Source organism: Sporosarcina sp. AD_1 (genome assembly GCF_057373025.1).
On sequence record NZ_JBPVIR010000012.1, the window covers coordinates 1 to 20,586 of the forward strand.

Annotated in this window: 22 protein-coding genes; 20 read left to right on the top strand and 2 right to left on the bottom strand. The window is 45.5% G+C overall.

Translation table 11 applies throughout. From position 1 onward, the window contains the following. Positions 1-532: 532 nt before the first annotated feature. The 15 genes from ACSW3C_RS18435 to rsmI all read left to right on the top strand — a co-directional run bounded on the left by ACSW3C_RS18435 (position 533) and on the right by rsmI (position 13,105). Positions 533-1,750: a sensor histidine kinase gene (locus ACSW3C_RS18435; RefSeq protein ID WP_486564374.1), complete on the top strand. Its 1,218-nt coding sequence runs from the start codon at positions 533-535 to the stop codon at positions 1,748-1,750. After that, on the top strand, positions 1,747-2,412 hold the full coding sequence (locus ACSW3C_RS18440) for a response regulator (RefSeq protein ID WP_486564375.1): 666 nt from the start codon (positions 1,747-1,749) through the stop codon (positions 2,410-2,412). Before ACSW3C_RS18435 ends, ACSW3C_RS18440 begins: the two co-directional genes overlap by 4 nt. Before the next feature lie 137 nt (positions 2,413-2,549). Beyond that, on the top strand, positions 2,550-3,482 hold the full coding sequence (locus ACSW3C_RS18445; RefSeq protein ID WP_486564377.1) for an ABC transporter ATP-binding protein: 933 nt from the start codon (positions 2,550-2,552) through the stop codon (positions 3,480-3,482). 12 nt (positions 3,483-3,494) lie between these two features. Beyond that, positions 3,495-4,706: an ABC transporter permease gene (locus ACSW3C_RS18450; RefSeq protein ID WP_486564378.1), complete on the top strand. Its 1,212-nt coding sequence runs from the start codon at positions 3,495-3,497 to the stop codon at positions 4,704-4,706. 1 nt (position 4,707) lies between these two features. Further along, on the top strand, positions 4,708-5,853 hold the full coding sequence (locus ACSW3C_RS18455; protein ID WP_486564380.1) for an ABC transporter permease: 1,146 nt from the start codon (positions 4,708-4,710) through the stop codon (positions 5,851-5,853). Positions 5,854-5,980: 127 nt separating this feature from the next. After that, entirely contained in the window at positions 5,981-7,411 is a 1,431-nt protein-coding gene (locus ACSW3C_RS18460) for an aminotransferase class I/II-fold pyridoxal phosphate-dependent enzyme (protein WP_486564382.1), read from the top strand. A gap of 12 nt (positions 7,412-7,423) precedes the next feature. Continuing rightward, positions 7,424-8,062 (top strand): dTMP kinase, encoded by a 639-nt coding sequence (gene tmk / locus ACSW3C_RS18465; RefSeq protein ID WP_486564384.1) that lies wholly within the window; start codon positions 7,424-7,426, stop codon positions 8,060-8,062. Between the two features lie 48 nt (positions 8,063-8,110). Continuing rightward, the gene (locus ACSW3C_RS18470) at positions 8,111-8,440 is read left to right on the top strand and encodes a cyclic-di-AMP receptor (protein ID WP_060206001.1); all 330 of its coding nucleotides are present in this window, start codon (positions 8,111-8,113) and stop codon (positions 8,438-8,440) included. 56 nt (positions 8,441-8,496) lie between these two features. Further along, positions 8,497-8,937, top strand: coding sequence for a YaaR family protein (locus ACSW3C_RS18475; RefSeq protein ID WP_486564385.1), 441 nt, complete (start codon positions 8,497-8,499; stop codon positions 8,935-8,937). A 52-nt stretch (positions 8,938-8,989) separates the two neighbouring features. Continuing rightward, the gene (gene holB / locus ACSW3C_RS18480) at positions 8,990-9,985 is read left to right on the top strand and encodes a DNA polymerase III subunit delta' (protein WP_486564387.1); all 996 of its coding nucleotides are present in this window, start codon (positions 8,990-8,992) and stop codon (positions 9,983-9,985) included. Continuing rightward, positions 9,978-10,805 carry a PSP1 domain-containing protein gene (locus ACSW3C_RS18485; RefSeq protein WP_238079168.1) on the top strand — a complete coding sequence of 276 codons (828 nt, stop codon included), beginning with the start codon at positions 9,978-9,980 and terminating at the stop codon, positions 10,803-10,805. Before holB ends, ACSW3C_RS18485 begins: the two co-directional genes overlap by 8 nt. A gap of 13 nt (positions 10,806-10,818) precedes the next feature. After that, entirely contained in the window at positions 10,819-11,178 is a 360-nt protein-coding gene (gene yabA, locus ACSW3C_RS18490) for a DNA replication initiation control protein YabA (protein ID WP_207959658.1), read from the top strand. Positions 11,179-11,233: 55 nt separating this feature from the next. Continuing rightward, a complete protein-coding gene (locus tag ACSW3C_RS18495) occupies positions 11,234-11,983 on the top strand; it encodes a tRNA1(Val) (adenine(37)-N6)-methyltransferase (protein WP_486564389.1) in 750 nt (249 codons plus the stop codon). Next, positions 11,967-12,233: a GIY-YIG nuclease family protein gene (locus tag ACSW3C_RS18500; RefSeq protein ID WP_486564391.1), complete on the top strand. Its 267-nt coding sequence runs from the start codon at positions 11,967-11,969 to the stop codon at positions 12,231-12,233. Before ACSW3C_RS18495 ends, ACSW3C_RS18500 begins: the two co-directional genes overlap by 17 nt. After that, entirely contained in the window at positions 12,230-13,105 is an 876-nt protein-coding gene (gene rsmI / locus ACSW3C_RS18505; RefSeq protein WP_486564393.1) for a 16S rRNA (cytidine(1402)-2'-O)-methyltransferase, read from the top strand. Before ACSW3C_RS18500 ends, rsmI begins: the two co-directional genes overlap by 4 nt. A gap of 70 nt (positions 13,106-13,175) precedes the next feature. On the opposite strand, the gene abrB is transcribed toward rsmI, so the two are convergent. Together abrB and ACSW3C_RS18515 are read right to left on the bottom strand one after the other, a co-directional pair. Further along, positions 13,176-13,451 carry a transition state genes transcriptional regulator AbrB gene (gene abrB, locus ACSW3C_RS18510; protein WP_238079164.1) on the bottom strand — a complete coding sequence of 92 codons (276 nt, stop codon included), beginning with the start codon at positions 13,449-13,451 and terminating at the stop codon, positions 13,176-13,178. A gap of 394 nt (positions 13,452-13,845) precedes the next feature. Further along, entirely contained in the window at positions 13,846-14,340 is a 495-nt protein-coding gene (locus ACSW3C_RS18515; RefSeq protein ID WP_486564395.1) for a tetratricopeptide repeat protein, read from the bottom strand. 199 nt (positions 14,341-14,539) lie between these two features. Between ACSW3C_RS18515 and metG the strand changes: the two genes are divergently transcribed. From metG to rsmA, 5 genes are all read left to right on the top strand, one after another. Continuing rightward, entirely contained in the window at positions 14,540-16,498 is a 1,959-nt protein-coding gene (gene metG, locus ACSW3C_RS18520; RefSeq protein ID WP_486564397.1) for a methionine--tRNA ligase, read from the top strand. A 129-nt stretch (positions 16,499-16,627) separates the two neighbouring features. Continuing rightward, positions 16,628-17,398, top strand: coding sequence for a TatD family hydrolase (locus ACSW3C_RS18525; protein WP_486564399.1), 771 nt, complete (start codon positions 16,628-16,630; stop codon positions 17,396-17,398). A gap of 158 nt (positions 17,399-17,556) precedes the next feature. After that, complete coding sequence (locus tag ACSW3C_RS18530; RefSeq protein ID WP_238079160.1) at positions 17,557-18,780, top strand: resuscitation-promoting factor; 1,224 nt, start codon at positions 17,557-17,559, stop codon at positions 18,778-18,780. Positions 18,781-19,016: 236 nt separating this feature from the next. Next, complete coding sequence (gene rnmV, locus ACSW3C_RS18535; RefSeq protein ID WP_486564400.1) at positions 19,017-19,571, top strand: ribonuclease M5; 555 nt, start codon at positions 19,017-19,019, stop codon at positions 19,569-19,571. Next, the gene (gene rsmA, locus ACSW3C_RS18540) at positions 19,568-20,455 is read left to right on the top strand and encodes a 16S rRNA (adenine(1518)-N(6)/adenine(1519)-N(6))-dimethyltransferase RsmA (RefSeq protein WP_238079158.1); all 888 of its coding nucleotides are present in this window, start codon (positions 19,568-19,570) and stop codon (positions 20,453-20,455) included. Before rnmV ends, rsmA begins: the two co-directional genes overlap by 4 nt. Positions 20,456-20,586: the final 131 nt, after the last annotated feature.

The window sequence follows — 20,586 nt, forward strand, 5'->3', positions numbered from 1 at the left end:
GTAGATACCGCAAGGTATCCTAAGAGATCTTGTAAGAAACATTCTTTTCTTTCATTCAAGTAAGAACCGATTGCGCGGCTTTGCCGCTTCCCTGTGATAATAGGACGTCGCCAGGATAAGACCTGAGAGATGTTTTGTTGTGTTTACATAGTCACTCTGGCTAAGGAAACTTGGAGAGTTATGGTGAGGATTGTTAATTGGCAAAGTTACAAATGGAGAATCCTCTGGTGTATTGCCATTTATAATATAATCATCTCTACTTAGAAGAAGATCATCCTTCCTCATGCTCCAAAAAGTCCCCATTAACTCGTCTATCACCGCCTAAACCCAAATGATCACCACTTGACTACAATTCAGCCGGAAAAATGTGTGTTCCTTCATAGTCAGACGTGGCACACCCGCCCCCGCCTATCAAAAATCCTCCCCCTCCCTTCCACCACACTACCGCAATATAAAAGATTATGTTGCGGGCGCTCTCTTTTTCATTCATCATAAGAAATAAGTAGAAATAGTTTAATAAAAGGAAGATGTCATGAAAAGCTTATCGATGATGTTGCTCACTTCCATTCGGCTTGTTACTTTGATGATCTTATGCATCTACTATATTCCAACCGACAAAGCGTCATGGACGGGATGGTCGTTTTATGTGCCTGTTGCAATGCTGGTATTTGTCCTGACTCATTTCATCCATATGTCGACTTCCCGGTCCATTGTGCGGATAATCTGCTCGTCTGTCGACTTTTTATTGGCCTTCGGATTTGGCATGATTTTTCCGGACAGCGGTTATTTGTATCTGATCTTTTTTGGGATTATTGCTACTACTGTTTTCATTGCCTATGATGCAAAACAAGTGGTGAGGGTGTTTCCAATTGCCTTTTTTGCTGCGTGGGGGATTGTGAGTTATCGCCAATATGTATTGAACGAATTTATGATTACCAGTAATTTAATCAATCTGACGTTTGTCATTTACTGTGCGTTGGTGGGGAGTTTGATTCGCCATATCCAGTTGGCGAAGGAAACGATTGCGGTGCAATATGAACAATTGAATGAGACGCATACAGCGCTGCAGGATGCGCACGGGCAGTTGGAGCGTTATGCAAATCAGGTGGAAGAGTTGACTGTGATCCGGGAGCGCAATGAAATTGCCCGGGAAATTCATGATACGGTTGGACATAAAATGACAGCACTGATAGTTCAGCTACAGTTGGCGAATGAAATGTCTGTCCGTGATCCGGATAAGACCAAAGCGATCATTGGGACGTGCGAACAGTTGGCGCGCGATTCGCTTCATGAGGTGCGGTTGTCTGTTCGAACCTTAAAAGAAGAGGATCATTTGCAGGTGTCCTTCTTGCATGTCTTAAAAGAACTAATGAAGGACTTTGCCGACTCCGCCCATATGCAAACTGAATTGGATGTACAGGGTGATTTGTCGTCGATACCCCTTTTCTTGCAGCCAACCTTGAAACGAATTGTCCAGGAGGCATTGACGAATGCCAAGCGCCACGGGGATGCAGATGTTTGTAAGGTTTCCATTCGGGTGCATCCGAAGGAATTGCGGCTGGAGATCCAGGATGACGGAAAGGGGGCCGGTCAGGTGGTCCCGAGTTTTGGTTTGTTGAATATGAAAGAACGGGTGGCCGAGCACGGAGGCATTTTGCAGATGGAGAGCGAAGAAGGAAACGGATTTACGATTCATGTGTCCTTTCCGCTGCAACGGGTGAGATGGTCATCGACAGGAGTGATTGCATGATAAATGTATTGATTGTAGATGATCAGCCGTTAATCCGGGAAGGGTTAAGTTCCTTGCTGAGCCTGCAGGAGGATATCCATATTGTCGGTACAGCAGTGGAAGGCTCCGACGCTTTAGCTCAAGCATCCCGGCTGGAGCCGGATATTGTCCTGATGGATATACGGATGCCGGGCGTCAATGGAGTGGAAGGTACGAGGCTGATCCGAGAAAAGCTGCCGCATATTAAGGTTTTGATCCTCACGACGTTTAATGACAGTGAATTAATTTTTGATGCATTGGAGGAAGGGGCCAGCGGCTATTTATTGAAAGACATGCCGACCGAGACGATTGCCAAAGCAATTAGCACGGTCTACCATGGGGGCGTCGTGCTACCAAAGGATTTTACGGCCCATCTTCTGGCGGAAGGACGGCTTAAGCAAGCGGAGAAGGCATTGGAAGGTGCATCGGAACCTCCGGAAGGCCTGTCTGAGCTGACGATCCGTGAGCGGGAAGTGTTGCAGTATTTGGGGCAGGGGCTGAACAATAAAGAGGTGGCGGAAGGGTTGTTCATTACAGAAGGCACAGTGAAGAATCATGTTTCGAACATCATCCATAAACTTGGCCTCCGAGATCGTACGCAAGCGGCCATTTTTGCGGTCCGTTATGGCATCACCACTTTTTAAATATGACATCTCGCATAAGCGACTATGAAAAACGGCATACGCATGCCGTTTTTTTTCATGGCCAAAAATCTATCGCGCGCCAGATGGAGAAATCTTCCCTTTCTCTTATGATAGGAAGTGAAGAAGGAGGCATTTGCATGTTAACGATGACGAATGTAAAAAAGCGCTTTGGTGAGAAAGAAGTAGTAAAGGGGATTACGTTGCATGTAGGAAAAGGTGAAGCATTTGGCTTGCTTGGACCGAATGGTGCAGGGAAATCGACTACCATTTCTATGATTTGCGGACTTGTTCCTTATGATGAAGGTGACATTCAAGTGGATGGTTTATCTGTAAGTCGGTCTCCTTATGAAATTAAAAAGAAAATCGGGGTTGTTCCGCAGGATATCGCCCTTTATCCAACTTTGTCGGCATTTGATAACTTAGTGTTTTGGGGGAAAATGTATGGCTTGAAGGGAAGGGAGGCAAAGGCCCGTGCCTTGGAAGTATTGGAGACGGTAGGGCTTTCAGAACGAGGAAAAGACCGGATTGAGACATTTTCTGGGGGAATGAAACGCCGCATCAATATCGGAGCTGCTTTGCTCCATCGGCCCGAGCTTCTTATTATGGATGAACCGACCGTTGGCATTGACCCACAATCGCGCCATCATATTTTAGAAACGGTGAAGCGCTTGAATGAACAGGGAATGACGATTATCTATACGAGTCACTACATGGAAGAGGTTGAATTTCTATGCAAACGGATCGCCATTATGGACCATGGGCAAGTGATTGCAACCGGGTCAACGCAGGAGCTTTGCAAACGATTGGCCGGGGGAAATCAGCTGCTATTGGATGTTGAGGAAGCGCGGCCTGCCTTTGTGGAGAAATTAAAACAGCTGGATGGGGTCGAGAAGGTAGTGAATCCGGAACCGTCTGAGATCCATTTGTATATGAAACAAGGGCAGGACATGATGGCTTCCATTGTTTCGATGGCTGCTGAAGAGGCTGTGAAACTTCGACAAATCAAACTGAAAGAAGCGGACCTGGAAACACTGTTTTTGCAAATGACGGGCCGTTCTTTGCGAGACTAAGGAGCGTTTAGTATGAAGAAAATGGTGTTGATTGCCCGAAAGGATATGGCCATCCAGCTGAAGGACCGAAAAGCTTTTTTGCTCCTATTGCTCATGCCCTTTTTGTTAACGGCCATATTGGGGTTTGCCTTAAAAGGGGTAATGGAAGGGGAATCACTCCCTGCCACGGTGATTGGGATCTATGCGGAAAAAGACGATCCTCTGGCTAAGGAATTCGTGGAGAATTATTTACAACAGGATTTGACCATGTTAACGGTGAAGGTTGCAGCAACTGATGGGCAATTGAAGGATTGGGTTAATCAGGGTGAAGTGGATGCAGGCATCGTCCTGCCAAATGAATGGGGAGAGCAGAAGAACCCGGCAACGATTTTAGCTGTGTCCGGTAAGGAATCCAGTGCCCTGTTCACCCAGCAACTGACGGATTCGTTTGCACAAACTGTATGGGCAATGTCTAATTCGACTGAAAAAATCATGACTAATCTTGCTGTAGCTGCTTCCTATCAAGATCCAGCCATAGAGCCGGGGAAAATCCAGGCGGAGCTGCTCAATGGAATGAAAGAAGTAGTGGAACGTAACGGGCAGTATGTAGAGGTGGCTTCAGTCGGGGAACGGGAGGTGTCCTCGATGCAATATTATGCTGCTGCAATGGCGGCGATGTTCCTTCTTTTTAATGCAGTTCGGGGAGGGAAGTCCCTTCATCAAGAACAACATTCGGCCACATTAGATCGGCTGCGGATGACACCGACGCGGGTGGATTTCATTTTAGGCGGCAAGTTTTTAGGGACGTGGTGTTTGGCCTTTGGTCAGTTCATTGTCTTCATGGCGGCTACACACTATCTATTAGGAGTAGATTGGGGCGAGAGTGCAGTTCAGACACTATTTATCGGTTTTGTCTATAGCTTTGCTGTGTCTGGTTTAGCCATTCTGATTGCGGCTTTCTCCGCAAATGAAAAGACGGCAGACATGGCAGGCGGCATCATGGTGCAAGTACTCGCGCTTTTGGGTGGTTCTATGCTGCCGTTATCCGCATTTCCAGAAGTCATGCGAAAAGTGGCGCTCGTCCTGCCGAATTCATGGGCACTGAATAGCTTTACATCCATCATGAACGGAGCGACGTGGGCGTCACTAGGGGCGGCGGCTCTTGTGTTGCTTGCCATAGGTGCCGCGTCTATCGTTATAGGCTCGGCTCGCATGCGGGACAGTGCGTTATCGGGAGGAAAATGAAGTGAGAAAAATAATAGCGATTTGTTCGTTGGAAATGAAACGCACCTTTAAAAGGCGCTCATCCTATTTCATCATGTTTGCCATGCCATTGATTTTCACCTTGCTGTTCGGCGGATTATTTGGAGAGAACGCCGGCTCGGCGATGCCCGTGGCAATTGTTGACGAGGATGGATCCGTATATTCGCACCATTTGATCGGCCAGCTGAAGGCCCATCCTTTTGTTGAGTATGAAGAGGTCGATGCAGCAACTGCGAAAGAGTTACTTTCCGAGAAGTCGGTGGAAGGCGTCATTACAATTAAAAAAGATTTCCTAGGCCATGTTGCTAAGGAAGAACCAGCTGTCATGCTACAGCATCCTCCTGGCACGGCGGCGGCACCCATGTTGGAGCAATTGTACAATCAGGCGCTCCGAACGCTCGACCTACAGTTGACAGCAGCCCAGATTGGCGCGTCCTATGAAAACAAGGAGTGGGATTTGGTTTTTAACCAGCTGATCGAGACGGAGAGCGGAACAGACGGGATCAGCGAGATCCATATGAACGATACGCAAGTGGAAAGCTGGAATAAGATGTCTTATAGCTCAGCAGGCTTCTCCATCATGTTTGTCATGATTGTTATGCTTTTCACTACAGGGACATTGATTGAAGCGCGTAGCATGGGCATTTGGTCAAGATTGTTAACTACACCGGCGACACGGATCCAATTGACACTGGGCTATGTCCTGTCCTTTTTCATCATCGGATTTGTGCAGTTCTCCATACTCATCGTGCTGACATCCCTGCTGTTTGGCGTTCAATGGGGAGATCCGCTTGGCTTGGCATTACTCGTTACGGTGTTGCTGTTCAGTGTAGTCGGATTGGGCATGGCCATTGCCACCCTCGTGAAAACGTCTGAGCAACAAAGTGCCGTCGGAATGCTTCTTATTATTTCGACGAGCATGCTGGGCGGCGTCTATTGGCCGTTGGATATCGTTCCGGAATTCATGCAGAAAATCGCTAATTTCGTTCCCCAGTCATGGGCGATTGAAGGATTCAAATCACTGGTGGACGGAGCGACTCTTGGAGACATCATGACGCCGATACTGGTTTTGCTTGGCTTTGCCATCGTCTTCTTATCTATCGGAATAGCAAGAGTGCGGTATCAATAAATCGAAAAGCGGCGAGAGGATCCACTTGGGTTCTCCTTCGCCGTTTTTATTTCAACCGATGCACTGTCCCTCTTTTTACACTTCCTCCTTCTTGCTTTATAATGAATACAAAGGAAGTGTAAACGTATTGAAGCGCGACATGGATCGTCCTGTTATTCAGGCATTGGATGAATTTCAAAAACAGCAACCTATCTCCTTTCACGTGCCGGGCCATAAAAATGGGTTATTGTCTACATTGCCGGAAGAGATCCGGTCAGCGCTGTCCTATGACGTGACCGAACTCAGCGGACTGGATGATTTGCATGAACCGGCGGGCATGATTAAGGAAGCAGAACAGCGACTCTCCGATTTGTATCACTCCGATAAAAGCTATTTCCTTGTGAATGGCTCCACGGTCGGTAACTTGGCGATGATGTTTGCAGTGTGTTCGCCAGGAGACACGGTGATTGTGCAGCGGAATGCCCATAAATCGATCTTTCACGCTATTGAACTGACGGGGGCCCGTCCCGTGTTCGTTTCCCCTGAGTGGGATGAAAAGACGCAAACAATCGGGACGGTTCGTGCCTTGCAAATAAAAAAAGCGATCGAGGCGGCACCTGACACGAAAGCCGTTGTCCTGACGTATCCTACGTATTACGGGATTACAGGGAACGAGATGGCAGCCATCATTAAACAATGTCATGAGCAATGCATCCCGGTGCTGGTGGACGAAGCGCATGGCGCTCATTTTGTCGCAAGCGGTGCTTTTCCACCGTCCGCATTGTCACTCGGAGCGGATGTCGTTGTTCATTCGGCCCATAAAACATTGCCCGCGATGACCATGGCTTCTTTTCTGCATGTCCGTTCTTCATTAATTGATCCGCAGAGGGTGGCCCATTATTTAAAAATGCTTCAATCGAGCAGTCCATCCTATTTGCTTATGGCATCCCTTGATGATGCTAGAAGCTATGCCGCCTCCTACACCTCCCAAGACCAGGAAGCATTCTTGCAGGAGCGGTCGGCTTTCATTCGCAGCTTGCGTGAGCTGTCTTCTGTCGAGGTTGTAGAAGTGGATGATCCCTTGAAGCTGCTTTTGCGGGTGGAAGGCTATACTGGCTTCGACTTGCTTGATCAGCTGGAGGCGGAAGGCATATTTGCAGAGCTGGCGGATCCTTTTCAAGTCTTAATGATCCTGCCGTTATTGAAAAAGGACACTTATTTTCCGTTTAAGGAAAGCCTGGTAAGAATAAAGAAGGCTATAATACGATTGAAATCGGAAGCTTTGTCCGATGCTGCAAAGCCTTCCGCATTTACGATAGGCGAGGAGATCAGCATGCTGGCTATTTCTCCAACCGAGTTACGTAAGATGGAAACGGAGTGGGTTCCCATCGAATCGGCGATAGAACGTGTAGCGGCTGGCTCGATTATTCCTTATCCTCCAGGTGTCCCGCTAGTGCTAGGTGGAGAAAGGATCAATGAAAAGCATGCCGAATGGCTGACGCAATATATAATGATGAACGCGAAGTTCCAAGGTGCAATCCGGACGGAACAAAGGAAAATTTTAGTCGCGATTGAATGATGGAGGCTTACTATGTTAAAAAAAGGGGTATTTATTACCTTTGAGGGACCTGAAGGAGCAGGGAAGACAACCGTTCTGGAGGAAGTGGCGAATAAACTAAGACTGGATGGCCATGATGTATTGACGACCCGGGAGCCTGGGGGTATCCGCATTGCAGAAAAGATACGATCGATCATTCTGGATAACACTCACCAGGAGATGGATGGAAGAACCGAGGCGTTATTGTACGCGGCCGCCAGAAGACAGCATTTAGTCGAGAAGATTATTCCGGCGCTGACAGAAGGCAAAGTTGTTCTTTGCGACCGTTTTATTGACAGTTCCCTTGCATATCAAGGCTATGCCCGAGGGCTTGGCATGGAAGATGTCCTGTCTATTAACCGATTTGCCATCGGGGATACGATGCCCGATTTGACGATCTTTTTTAATATCAGCCCGGAGGAAGGCTTGGAACGAATCAACCAAAATGGCGAGAGGGAACAAAATCGGCTTGATCAGGAGAGCATTCAATTCCATTCGCTCGTCTACGAAGGGTATCAAAAATTGCTGGAGCAGTATCCTGACCGGATTACAACCATCGATGCTTCATGCGAATTAAAAACAGTAACTGAAAATGTTTGGAAAATTGTAAGTTCTCAACTCATTTCTGAATGAGTTTCGTGATATAATGAATAGAACGATACAAAAAAAGGAGTGATAGGCGTGAAATTGATAGTAGCGGTAGTCCAAGACCAAGATAGCAACCGGTTGTCTGCAGCTTTGACGAAAAACGACTTCCGGGCAACAAAATTAGCGAGTACAGGTGGTTTTCTACGATCAGGAAATACGACATTCCTCATCGGTACAGATGACAGTCTTGTACCCAAAGCGCTTGAGTTGATCCGTGAAAATTGTCGTTCGCGCGATCAAATGGTCGCTCCGGTATCTCCGATGGGCGGCAACGCAGATTCCTATATTCCATATCCTGTGGAAGTGGAAGTGGGAGGCGCTACCGTATTTGTTCTGCCAATTGAGCAATTCCATCATTTTTAATTCAGATAACAGTTGTTTTTGTACCTCTTTGCTTGGTATAAATGAGGTGAACTTTTTTGAAGGTAAATAGTGATTACCGTGCCGGGCTCGATAAAATGAGAAACGATCCATCGCGATCAGCTCAGACGGGCAACCGGTTTGGACAAATGGTTCTGACGCAGCAAGAGCGTCTTCACGGTGAACAATTGACTAGGCTCCTCGGGGACATTTCTGCTGCCGGGGACCGACTGGCGCGTTCCCGGAATTTACGTGAAATGGCGAAGTTCAAAATGCTTGTCAAACGGTTCCTGAAAGAGGCAGTTGAGTCGGGCCTGGACGTAAAGCAATCGCATACGTGGAACCAGTACGGTGAAGGCCGCCGGTTGAAGATTGTCCAGACAATCGATGAAAAACTGATTGAATTGGCGGAAGCTTTGCTGAGCGAAGAACAGAATTCTGTTGAATTACTTGGGAAAATAGGAGAAATCAAAGGACTTCTCATTAACCTATATATGTAATCCCGTGTTCACGAAAAACACGGGGTTTTTTGCAACGAAAGAGGTGGGGCCTATGAAACAATCAATTGTAGAACGTCAACAGCCGGTGATTGAAAGACTGAAGACTTCTTTTGTAAATAAACGAATTGGCCACGCTTATTTATTTGATGGAGAACGGGGAACGGGAAAAGAAGAAGCTGCTCTTTTCTTTTCGAAACTTCTGCTTTGCGGTAATCCAGTAGATGGCGTTCCATGTGGAACATGCAGCGCTTGTCGAAGAGTCGATTCCGGTAACCATCCGAACATTACAATGATACGACCCGATGGACAAGATATTAAAAAGGATCAAATGTCTGCTTTGATCATGAAAATGACGAAGAAGGGTTTTGAGCCTGGCAGAAAGATTTATATTATCGTCCAGGCAGACCGGATGAATGTGTCAGCTGCCAATACGCTGCTAAAGTATTTGGAGGAGCCGGAGGGCGAGGTAACGGCTATCCTTCTCACAGAAGCTTACCAGACCATTTTGCAAACAATACGATCTCGTTGCCAACGGATCTCTTTCCTCCCGCCGTCCAAAGAAGAATTGATCGCAGAAGTGGTAAAGCATGATATTCATCCTTCCATGGCAGCAACCGTGGCGACGGTAACCGCTAATATGGAGGAAGCCATCTCGCTTGCGAGAGATGAGCAGTTTGCACAGATTCGAAAAACAGTGTTAAAATTGATTGAAGCATCTGACCGCAACGTTAATGAGGCGCTTCTTTTCATACAGACCGATTGGACAGTTTCAATCAAGGAGAAAGAGGATGCGGAACGCGGATTGGACTTGCTTCTATACGCCTACCGTGATATTGTTTCGTTGAAAGCGGGGCTGACGTCGACGTTGACGTTTCCCGATCAGCAGCAATTTTTCAGCAGTCTCTCCATGAAGCTGACGTACAGTCAATTATCGGCCATGATGGAAGCGGTCTTACAGGCGAAAAAGAAGTTGTATAGCAATATGAACCGTACACTTCTAATGGAACAGCTGGTGCTCAATTTGCAGGAGGGGTTAATGCTTGTATAAAATAGTAGGTGTCCGCTTCAAAAAAGCGGGTAAAATATATTATTTCGATCCTCTGGATTATCATCTCGAAATTGGTGATTATGTCATTGTAGAAACGACAAGAGGTATCGAATATGGCAAAGTTGCAAGCCGGGTCAGGGATGTCGAGGAGAATGATGTTGTTTTGCCATTGAAAAAGATCATCAGGGTTGCGCAGCCTGATGACATAGAGCAAGTCGAAGAAAACCGTCAAGAGGCGGAGCGGGCGTTCGGTACGTGTATGGAAAAGATACGGGAACACCAGCTCGATATGAAACTTGTTGACGTGGAATACACATTTGATCGAAATAAAATCGTCTTTTATTTCACCGCGGAAGGACGGGTCGATTTTCGAAATCTCGTTAAAGATTTGGCCGCTATTTTCCGCACACGCATCGAGCTTCGGCAAATCGGAGTGCGCGATGAGGCGAAAATGCTTGGCGGGATTGGTCCTTGCGGCAGGATGTTATGCTGCTCTACCTTCTTAGGGGATTTTGAGCCGGTTTCCATTAAAATGGCGAAAGACCAGAACTTATCGCTGAATCCTTCCAAAATTTCAGGTCTATGCGGCCGTCTGATGTGCTGCTTGAAATATGAAAACGATGAATACGAAGAAGCAAAAGCATTAATGCCGGATATCGGTGAACGGATCAAAACTCCTGAAGGTGCGGGAAAAGTGGTCGGTTTGAATCTTCTTGAACGGGTTGTGCAAGTGAATTTGTCCGAACAGGAGCAAGTGCTTGAGTATTCTTGGGAAGAGCTGGAAGGTAGACAAGATACGGTACCCCAATTGATGAAATAATGAGGTGGAACAGTTGAAAGAAGGGAACTTTCTCGACAGAGTAATGGAATTCGAACAGCAACTCGAGTCCATGCATGAGCAATTCCGGGAATTGATAGGATTTGTAGCAAAGATGACGGAAGAGAACCACTCACTTCAACTAGAAAACCATCATTTGCGTGCACGACTTGAGGAACTGAATGAACCGAAGCAGTCGTCCGATCCAAAACGGAATCCGGAAAAAGTGAAAAAGGTTGATATTGGTGAAGGGGTCGATAATCTGGCCCGCATCTACAATGAAGGATATCATGTATGCAATGTTCATTACGGCAGCAGCCGTAAAGGAGAGGATTGTCTGTTCTGCCTCTCCTTCTTAAGCAAACAAAATGCGTAAGAGGAGCCGATCCTATCGTAGGTATCGGCTCTTTCTTTATGAAGAGGTGTGAAACATGGATCAGATTTTACAAGGTGATGAAAGGCTGGATTATTTATTGGCGGAAAATTTGAGGATCATCCAGAGCCCTTCTGTCTTTTCTTTTTCCCTCGATGCCGTATTGTTGGCGAAATTTGCTTATGTGCCGATACGGTCGGGGAAAATTGTGGACTTATGCACGGGAAATGGCGCCATCCCTCTCTTATTAAGCGCCCGTACGAAAGCCCAGATCATCGGGATCGAATTACAGGAACGATTGGCCGATATGGCGAAGCGCAGCGTGGCGTATAATCAACTGGAAAATCAGATTGAGATTCTACAGAACAATGTCATTGATATTGCAGATGTCATCGGATATGAAAAATACGACACGATCACTTGCAATCCTCCCTATTTTCCCGCGATTGACGCGAGCGAAAAAAATATCCGGGAACACGTCGCAATTGCCAGACATGAAATTCATCTGACATTGGAGCAAGCGGTGCGTTCAGCGAGCGAACTTGCAAAACAAGGAGGAAAAGTGGCCTTTGTCCATCGTCCTGGCCGATTATTGGACATTGTGACCGCGATGCGGGCGAATCGGCTGGAGCCGAAACGAATTCGTTTCGTCTACCCGAAGGAAGGAAAAGAAGCGAACACCTTGCTGATCGAAGGAATTAAAGATGGAAAACCAGATCTAAAAGTATTGCCGCCTCTTTATGTATACGGCGCCGACGGGGAATATACCGAGGAAGTGAGGCAGATGCTATATGGAGAAGGAAAATGATCATATTTTCTACGTATTGGAATGCAAGGACGGATCCTATTACGCGGGGTATACGAATGACTTAGACCGCCGAATTCAGGCACATAATGAAGGTAAAGGCGCAAAATATACCCGTGCGAAGCGCCCGGTGCAGTGCGTTTACTCCGAAACCTTCGACAATAAAAGAGAAGCGATGCAGGCGGAATACCGGTTCAAGCAATTGTCCCGGCTGGAAAAGGAACGATATATGAAGGAAGGAGCGGCAACATGAAATCTCAAAAAAGTGCTGAAGCAGGGAGGGCCAAGCTCTACCTAGTCGGGACCCCGATCGGTAATCTCGATGATATGACGTTTCGTGCCATCCGGATTTTACAGGAAGCGGATATGATTGCGGCAGAGGATACGAGAAACACCATCAAACTATGCAATCACTTTGATATTAAGACGCCGTTAATGAGTTATCATGAGCATAACCTGATGGTGGGCGGCGAGAAAATCCTATCGCTGCTCGAAGAGGGGAAGTCAGTGGCGCTTGTCAGTGATGCCGGCATGCCCTGTATTTCCGATCCAGGAGCGGATATTGCTAAAAAAGCGATTGAAGAAGGCTTCGACGTAGTGCCCGTACCGGGAGCAAATGCGGCGATTGCTGCGCTGGTCGCGTCGGGTCTTGAGACACAGCCATTCTATTTCTTTGGTTTCCTATCCCGTCAAAAAAAGGAACGGACTAACCAGCTGAAGGATTTACAGTTCCGGCGGGAATCCATTCTTTTATATGAAGCACCTCATCGATTAAAAGAAACGTTGCGGGCAATGAAAGAGGTGCTCGGTGAAACACGCCGTATTACACTCGCAAGGGAATTAACAAAGCGGTATGAGGAATTTCTTCGCGGAACATTGGAAGAAGCCATTCACTGGGCAGAGTCAACTGAACTAAGAGGCGAATTTTGTCTAGTCATTGAAGGATTTCAAGGTGAATTGTCTGAGGAAAGTACTGCATGGTGGGAAGGACTGTCTGTGTCTGAACATGTGGAGGCTTTGATGGAGAAAGAAGGAATTTCTTCGAAAGAGGCTATTAAAAAGGTGGCAGCAGACAGAGGGTTGAACCGTAAAGACGTCTACCGGGAATATCATGTCGATAATTGAATAGGTGTTAATACAAAATCCAGAACAACCAGTGTCCTGGATTTTCTATTATATTATCCACCTAATACTATTAATTCATTTTGTCTTCGATTTCTTTGATAAGCTGTTTTGCGCCTTCTTGGCTTAAAATTAATTTGCCATCGATCAGACGAAGGTTGTCATCAGACACTTCACCTGTAATGGAGCATGTCATATTTGGCATGTATTTCTTCAAAATGATCTTATCGTCGTCGACATAAATTTCTAGAGCATCTTTTTGAGCAATACCGAGAGTGCGGCGTAGTTCGATCGGGATCACGACACGCCCTAGTTCATCAACTTTTCTTACGATACCTGTAGATTTCATGACAAGAATTCCTCCTAAGCAAATAAATTTTTCGTCAAATTTCGACATAATTCTCTTGTCTACATATCATCATACCAAGTCTTCCAATTAACGTCAATAAAACTCGCTTAAAAATGTAGACAAAATAATAGTTTTATGGAAGTACTGGGCAACAGGGTAAAAAGTCTAGTTTTTGCTTGCTGTTTGCATTAAAAAAGAATCACCGATTCATAACAAAATAATTAAATAATATTATTTCCGACTAAATAATTTTAAAAAAATGATAGTGTTTGACAACTAACCATATAAATAGGAATCAAGAAATAGGATAGAAGAAGCCCACCCGTTTTTAACATATAGTAATCCTGGGTGGGCAAATAACGAGATGAAGTTGATAGGGACATAGACGTGGAAATCATGCCCACGTTTCGTCCAACCTATCCGAATAGAATGAAATCGCTCTATTATAATTCTGGATTCCTTCATCGGATGAAGTTTCGGCAATACATTTCAGCAGGTATTCCATCGCTTTCTTGTGTTCGTCGACATTGTACAAAGTCATTGCAAAGAATACACGGAGGGCTTGATGGGAGGGGAATCGTTCTATCGCTTCCTGAAAAACGTCTTTCGATCTTTCATACTCCCCGAGAGTTCGTAATGTGCTTCCAAGCCCTAAAAAAGCGTTCACCAAATCAGATTCCTCCAGCCCCCCTTGAATGGCCTTCTCGTAATAGGGCACCGCTTTTGACTCTTCTCCTAAACAGTCAAAACTCCAGGCACATTGATAGTGGTAATACGCATTCTCGGGATGCAACTGAACCAATTCCAGTAAAAGCTCATTCGACTCTTTTAGCTTTTTTTCGTTTCTAAGTTCGATTGCTTTTTGCAATCGGCTCTCTTCATTGTTCATTTTAACCTCCTTCCATATGTCGGAAAAGTTATAATATTCCCCTTTATCATACCTTTGCGGCCCGTATTAATCAAAATAATTTTTTGCAGATAGCTCAGAGAAATCCTCTATTTAATAAAACTCCAACTGTCGTCATGGCACAAATGTTGAACTTCCGATAAAATGGGTAGTATAGATTGAAATACTGGAGGAAATTGTTGTGGCAGATAATAAAAATACTTTCTATATTACCACCCCGATCTACTATCCGAGTGGAAAGTTCCATATCGGAACAGCGTATACGACAGTGGCATCCGATGCGATGGCACGATACAAAAGACTTCGTGGCTATGATGTCCGATTCCTGACTGGTTTGGATGAACACGGCCAAAAAATTCAGGAGAAGGCGGAAGAAGAGGGATTAGCTCCTCAAACCTATGTAGATGGCATTGCGGACATTGCGAAAAATCTTTGGAAGCTGATGGATATCTCCTATGACGATTTGATCCGCACGACAGAGGAACGCCATAAATCTGCAGTCGAGAAGATTTTCCAAAAGTTCCTCGATAACGGTGATATTTACAAAGGCGAGTACGAAGGATGGAAATGCGTTCCATGCGAATCATACTTCACGGAAGCGCAGCTAGTCGAGGGCAACTGCCCGGATTGCAATCGGCCTGTTCAACGCGTCAAAGAGGAATCGTATTTCTTTAATATGAAGAAATATGCGGACCGGCTGCTTCAATATTATGAAGAAAACCCGACATTTATTGAGCCGGAATCACGAAAAAATGAAATGATCAACAATTTCATTAAACCAGGGTTAGAGGATCTTTCGGTCTCCCGTATGTCATTCGACTGGGGCATTAAAGTGCCTGGCGACCCGAAACATGTGATTTACGTCTGGGTGGATGCCTTGACGAACTATATTACGGCGCTTGGGTACGGAACGGATGATGATTCCCTGTTCCAGAAGTATTGGCCGGCAGATGTACATGTGGTCGGTAAGGATATTGTCCGATTCCATACGATTTATTGGCCGATCTTCTTGATGGCTCTTGATTTGCCGTTGCCGAAGAAAGTATTCGCCCATGGATTCATCATGATGAAAGATGGAAAAATGTCGAAATCCAAAGGAAACGTTGTCTACCCAGAAATGCTGGTGGAACGATTCGGCTTGGATGCGACGCGCTACTTCTTATTAAGAGAGCTGCCGTTTGGACAAGATGGTACATTCTCACCGGAATCGTTTGTGGAACGCACGAATTATGATTTGGCAAATGACCTCGGGAACTTGTTAAATCGTACCGTATCTATGATTAATAAATACTTCGACGGAGCGGTTCCGACAGAAGGATTAGAAGATACAGGATTTGACGAAGAATTACGGAATTTCATGACAGAAACAGTGAAAAAATATGAAATTTCTATGGAAAAAATGCAGTTCAGTGTCGTCCTTTCGGATTTATGGGCACTTATTTCCCGGACGAATAAATATATAGATGAAACAACGCCGTGGGTGCTCGCAAAAGATGAAGCAGACAGAGGGAAATTGGCGTCAGCGATGGCCCATTTAGTCGTCTCTTTACGCCATATTGCGACGTTGCTCCAGCCATTCATGACAAAATCTCCTATTAAGATTATGGAACAGCTTGGATTGAATGAAAGATTATTGGCATGGGAAACACTTGGTGATTTCAGCTTGCCAGCGGGAACAAAAGTCGTTGAAAAAGGTGTGCCGATCTTTCCGCGTCTTGATCCAGAAGTGGAAATTGTATACATTCGTGACCAAATGTCTGTTTCTGCACCAAAGCAGGCAGAGGTGAAAGAAGAAAAGAAAGAGGAGACATTCTCTGAAGAAATTACGATTGACGATTTCATGAAAGTAGACTTGCGTGTTGCAACTGTCACTGCATGTGAGCGGATTCCGAAGGCGGATAAATTATTGAAATTGCAAGTGGATCTAGGGTACGAGCAGCGTCAAGTTGTTTCCGGCATCGCCGAGCATTATGAACCGGAGCAATTAGTCGGACAAAAGGTCATTGTCGTTGCCAATCTGAAACCTGTCAAATTGCGCGGCGAGTTATCACAAGGAATGATCTTGGCGGGTCAATCAGGCGGCACATTGAAGCTGGCAACAGTCGATCCACAATTGGAAAATGGCGCTAAAGTAAAGTAAGACGATGAAAATGTAACAATGACGGCGTTTTGTTAAACGCCGTCTTCATTTTTTAATTGTTCTGTAATTGATTTGTTACGATAGAAATATAACTTTTTAATAGAATAAAGCTATTGTGAGGCGAAAAATATGTTTATCGATACCCATGTGCACTTAAATGCGGATCAGTACGAGGAAGATTTGGAAGCAGTGATTCAACGGGCATTGGATGCCAACGTGACAAAAATGGTAGTCATCGGCTTTGATCGGAAAACAATTGAAAAAGCGATGGAGCTGACAGAGGCTTATCCATTTATTTACGCAGTAGTTGGCTGGCACCCGGTTGATGCGATTGATTGCACGGAGGAAGATTTGCAGTGGATTGAATCTCTTGCCAAGCACCCAAAGGTAGTGGGCATCGGAGAAATCGGGCTCGATTATTATTGGGACAAGTCGCCGAAGGATGTTCAGCAGGAATTGTTCCGCAAACAGATTCACCTGGCGAAGAAAGTGGAATTGCCGATCATTATTCATAATCGGGATGCCACGGCGGATGTTGTACAGATATTGAAAGAAGAGGGAGCCCGTGAAGTGGGTGGCATCATGCATTGTTTCAGCGGAAGCGTGGAAACGGCCAGAGAATGCATTGACATGAACTTCATGATCTCACTCGGAGGCCCGGTGACATTCAAAAATGCCAAAACACCTAAGCAGGTGGCGACAGAAATTCCTCTTGAGCACTTGTTGATTGAGACGGATGCACCTTATCTGGCACCCCATCCAAATCGGGGAAAACGCAACGAACCGGCATTTGTGACGTTGGTGGCAGAGGAAATTGCACACCTGAAAAATATGCCAGTGGAAGAAGTGGCAGAGGCGACGACCCGGAATGCTTTGAAGTTATTTAATATTTCTGATTGAAAGTTTAATGTGCATGTGTTTAAGCGCTAAATTTCTAGGATTGCAGTGAATGAATGCGATCATTTGTTCTTGTTTTTGAGTGAGAGAAAGTTCTAAGAGGTTGACAGCCCAGATTATAGCCTTTATAATTTGCCGAGTGATGAAGGAGGGGTTTTTTCATGCCAAAAGGAAACATGAAAAATCTGTTCTTTAGGTCATTGAGGAGTCAACAAATAGCTGCGACCATTCTAGCAATCGCATTATTTGTGACAGTTATTTCACTAGTCCTGAACGAAGGGGCAAAGAAATCCGTCACGCTGCAAGCGAACGGAGAGCAAATCGAAGTTAAAACACATGCACATACAGTTGGCCATCTACTTTCCGAACAGGAAATTGATGTGTCAGAGAAAGATTTAGTAGTACCCTCAGTGAATACACCGATTGAAGAAGGTTTGTCAATCAGGTGGGAACAGGCAAAAAAAATTACAATAGATGACGGTAAAAACAAAACAGCCGTCTGGACAACCGATCGACAGGTTGACGACATTTTAGCGGAAGCGAAAGTCGACGTTTCAGAACACGACAAGATTTCTCCAGCACTCTCACAACGAGTGGGAGACGATAACAAAATCTCAATCGAACGGGCATTTACAGTTACGTTGAATGACGGGGGAAAAGAGAAGGAAGTATGGTCAACTTCGACTACGGTCGCTGACTTTTTAAAGAGAGAAAACATTCAAATGAATGAACATGATAAGCTCAATCGGAAAGCGGATGGTTTGGTTAAACCGGGTTCCATTGTGGAAATCGTTCGAGTGGAAAAGGTCACCGATGTAGTGGAAGAACCAACGAACTTCACAGTCGTTACACAAAAGGATTCCAAATTGCTGAAAGGACGCGAAAAAGTAGTCCACCCAGGCAAGAAAGGAAAAGTGGAGCGGAAGTTCGAAATCGTCAAGGAAAATGGGAAAGAAGTGTCAAGAAAGCTAGTTGCTGAAACGGTACTTTCCAAACCGCAGGATAAAGTGGTCTCGGTTGGTACACGAGTGCTTGTAGCGAGTGCCGGCCCATCGAAGGGAGTCGGGGTTTCCCGGAATAACGGCTCTTCAGGCGGCAAGGAATTTTACGTCACTGCGACAGCCTATACGGCGTATTGTAATGGGTGTACAGGAAAAACGGCGACAGGTCTCGATTTACGGGCCAATCCAAATTTAAAAGTCATTGCGGTCGACCCGAGTGTCATTCCACTTGGTTCAAAAGTATGGGTGGAAGGCTACGGATATGCCGTAGCAGGTGATACTGGCGGTGCCATTAAAGGCAATCGCATCGACTTGCATGTGCCGACTAAATCGGATGCTTATAATTTTGGAAGACGCAAAGTGAAAATCAAGGTAATTGATTAAGTAAGTTCAACGTATTCAGTACACAAAGGTCAACCAACCTGAGTCTTATGAATAGATCGTTCCGCAGGGCTTCTTACAGGCCCTGCGGTTTTTCCGTTCAGTAAAGTGGATGGGATTGTTATAAGCAGCAGGGGAACCGGCCTGTTTCTACGTGACGGATGCTTGTCTATAATGCTGTACAGAATGAATATTGAGAAGTAAGATGAAATGAAATCAAGTAGGAAAGAGGATGTTGTGTGAACATCAGAGAAATTATCGTGGTGGAAGGAAAATCTGACACGATTGCGGTTAATCGAGCAACTGGTGCGGAGACGATTGAGACCAACGGGTCCGCTGTCAGTGAAACGACACTCTTGCAAATCAAACATGCACAAGAAACAAGGGGAGTCATCGTCTTTACCGATCCGGATTATCCAGGCAGACGGATCCGTGCGATTATCGAAGAGCGAGTGCCAGGTGTGAAGCACGCGTTTCTGCATAAAAAGAAATCCATTGCAAAAAACGGGAAAAAAGTTGGCATAGAGCATGCTGCCGATGACGATATCCGGGAAGCGCTGCAGCAAGTGTATACAACCGACACGGAGTGCAACACAGAGATTCCGTTGTCATTTTTATATGAGGAGCGGTTGATTGGCCATCCAGATGCCAAACAGCGTCGTGATCGATTAGCTACATTGTTGAATATAGGCCAGGTGAATGGCAAAGGTTTAAAGAAGAGGCTTGAAATGTTCCGGATTGAAGTGGAACAAGTGAAGCGGGCTTTAGAGGCTATAGAGGAGGCGCAAGGATGAAAGACATTGCTACACCCAATCGAACGAAAGAAATTTTGGAGACGTATGGGTTTTCATTTAAGAAAAGTTTAGGCCAGAATTTCTTGATCGACGTCAATATTTTGAAGAATATCGTGTATCACGCCGGACTGACAAAACGGACGGGTGTTATTGAAGTCGGACCTGGCATTGGCGCCCTTACTGAACAAATTGCAAGGGAAGCAGGACAAGTCGTGTCTTTTGAAATTGATGGGCGGCTGCTACCTGTGCTTGAGGATACGTTATCGCCTTATCCGAATGTGAAGATTATCCACCAAGACATTCTGGAGGCGGATTTAAACGCTGTCATGGAGCAGTATTTTACAGATGTGGACGAAGTAGTGGTCGTCGCCAACCTTCCCTATTATGTGACAACACCAATTATATTAAAGTTCCTCATGAGCAAGGTGCCAATTGAACGGCTTGTTATTATGATGCAAAAAGAAGTAGCTGATCGGATTACGGCTTCTCCTGGAACGAAAGCATATGGTTCATTGTCCATTGCCATTCAATATTACATGGATGCGGAAGTCGCTATGATTGTGCCAAAAACGGTGTTCATGCCACAGCCGAACGTGGAGTCTGCTGTGATTCGTTTATCGAGAAAGACAGAAGCGCCTGTCGAGGTAATTGATGAGGACTTCCTATTCGAGGTGTCCAGAGGTTCCTTTGTGCAAAGGAGAAAGACGATTTTAAATAACTTGCAATCGTCACTTCCAAGCGGCAAGGAGAAGAAGGATGCGATATTGGATGCATTCGAGAAAGTGGGAATCGATCCGGGCCGAAGGGGAGAGACGCTGACGATCGAAGAGTTTGGCCGATTGGCGAACGCCCTTTATCCTGATTTCCATAGACCTCAGAAGTGACAAATTTGGTACGTCGAAATGTCAAAAGTGTCGAAAAAAGCGAAAAAACGATTGACAAAAGTAAGCATCTACTGATAAAATTCTAATTTTAATTGACAGAACTTTTTAAAAGTGTTATGCTTATACACAGT

Coding starts and splice junctions, on each gene's coding strand:
- ACSW3C_RS18435 (WP_486564374.1), top strand. CDS start 533: ATGAAAAGCTTATCGATGATGTTGCTCACTTCCATTCGGCTTGTTACT.
- ACSW3C_RS18440 (WP_486564375.1), top strand. CDS start 1,747: ATGATAAATGTATTGATTGTAGATGATCAGCCGTTAATCCGGGAAGGG.
- ACSW3C_RS18445 (WP_486564377.1), top strand. CDS start 2,550: ATGTTAACGATGACGAATGTAAAAAAGCGCTTTGGTGAGAAAGAAGTA.
- ACSW3C_RS18450 (WP_486564378.1), top strand. CDS start 3,495: ATGAAGAAAATGGTGTTGATTGCCCGAAAGGATATGGCCATCCAGCTG.
- tmk (WP_486564384.1), top strand. CDS start 7,424: ATGTTAAAAAAAGGGGTATTTATTACCTTTGAGGGACCTGAAGGAGCA.
- holB (WP_486564387.1), top strand. CDS start 8,990: ATGAAACAATCAATTGTAGAACGTCAACAGCCGGTGATTGAAAGACTG.
- ACSW3C_RS18495 (WP_486564389.1), top strand. CDS start 11,234: ATGGATCAGATTTTACAAGGTGATGAAAGGCTGGATTATTTATTGGCG.
- ACSW3C_RS18500 (WP_486564391.1), top strand. CDS start 11,967: ATGGAGAAGGAAAATGATCATATTTTCTACGTATTGGAATGCAAGGAC.
- rsmI (WP_486564393.1), top strand. CDS start 12,230: ATGAAATCTCAAAAAAGTGCTGAAGCAGGGAGGGCCAAGCTCTACCTA.
- abrB (WP_238079164.1), bottom strand. CDS start 13,451: ATGAAATCTACAGGTATCGTAAGAAAAGTTGATGAACTAGGGCGTGTC.
- ACSW3C_RS18515 (WP_486564395.1), bottom strand. CDS start 14,340: ATGAACAATGAAGAGAGCCGATTGCAAAAAGCAATCGAACTTAGAAAC.
- ACSW3C_RS18525 (WP_486564399.1), top strand. CDS start 16,628: ATGTTTATCGATACCCATGTGCACTTAAATGCGGATCAGTACGAGGAA.
- ACSW3C_RS18530 (WP_238079160.1), top strand. CDS start 17,557: ATGCCAAAAGGAAACATGAAAAATCTGTTCTTTAGGTCATTGAGGAGT.
- rsmA (WP_238079158.1), top strand. CDS start 19,568: ATGAAAGACATTGCTACACCCAATCGAACGAAAGAAATTTTGGAGACG.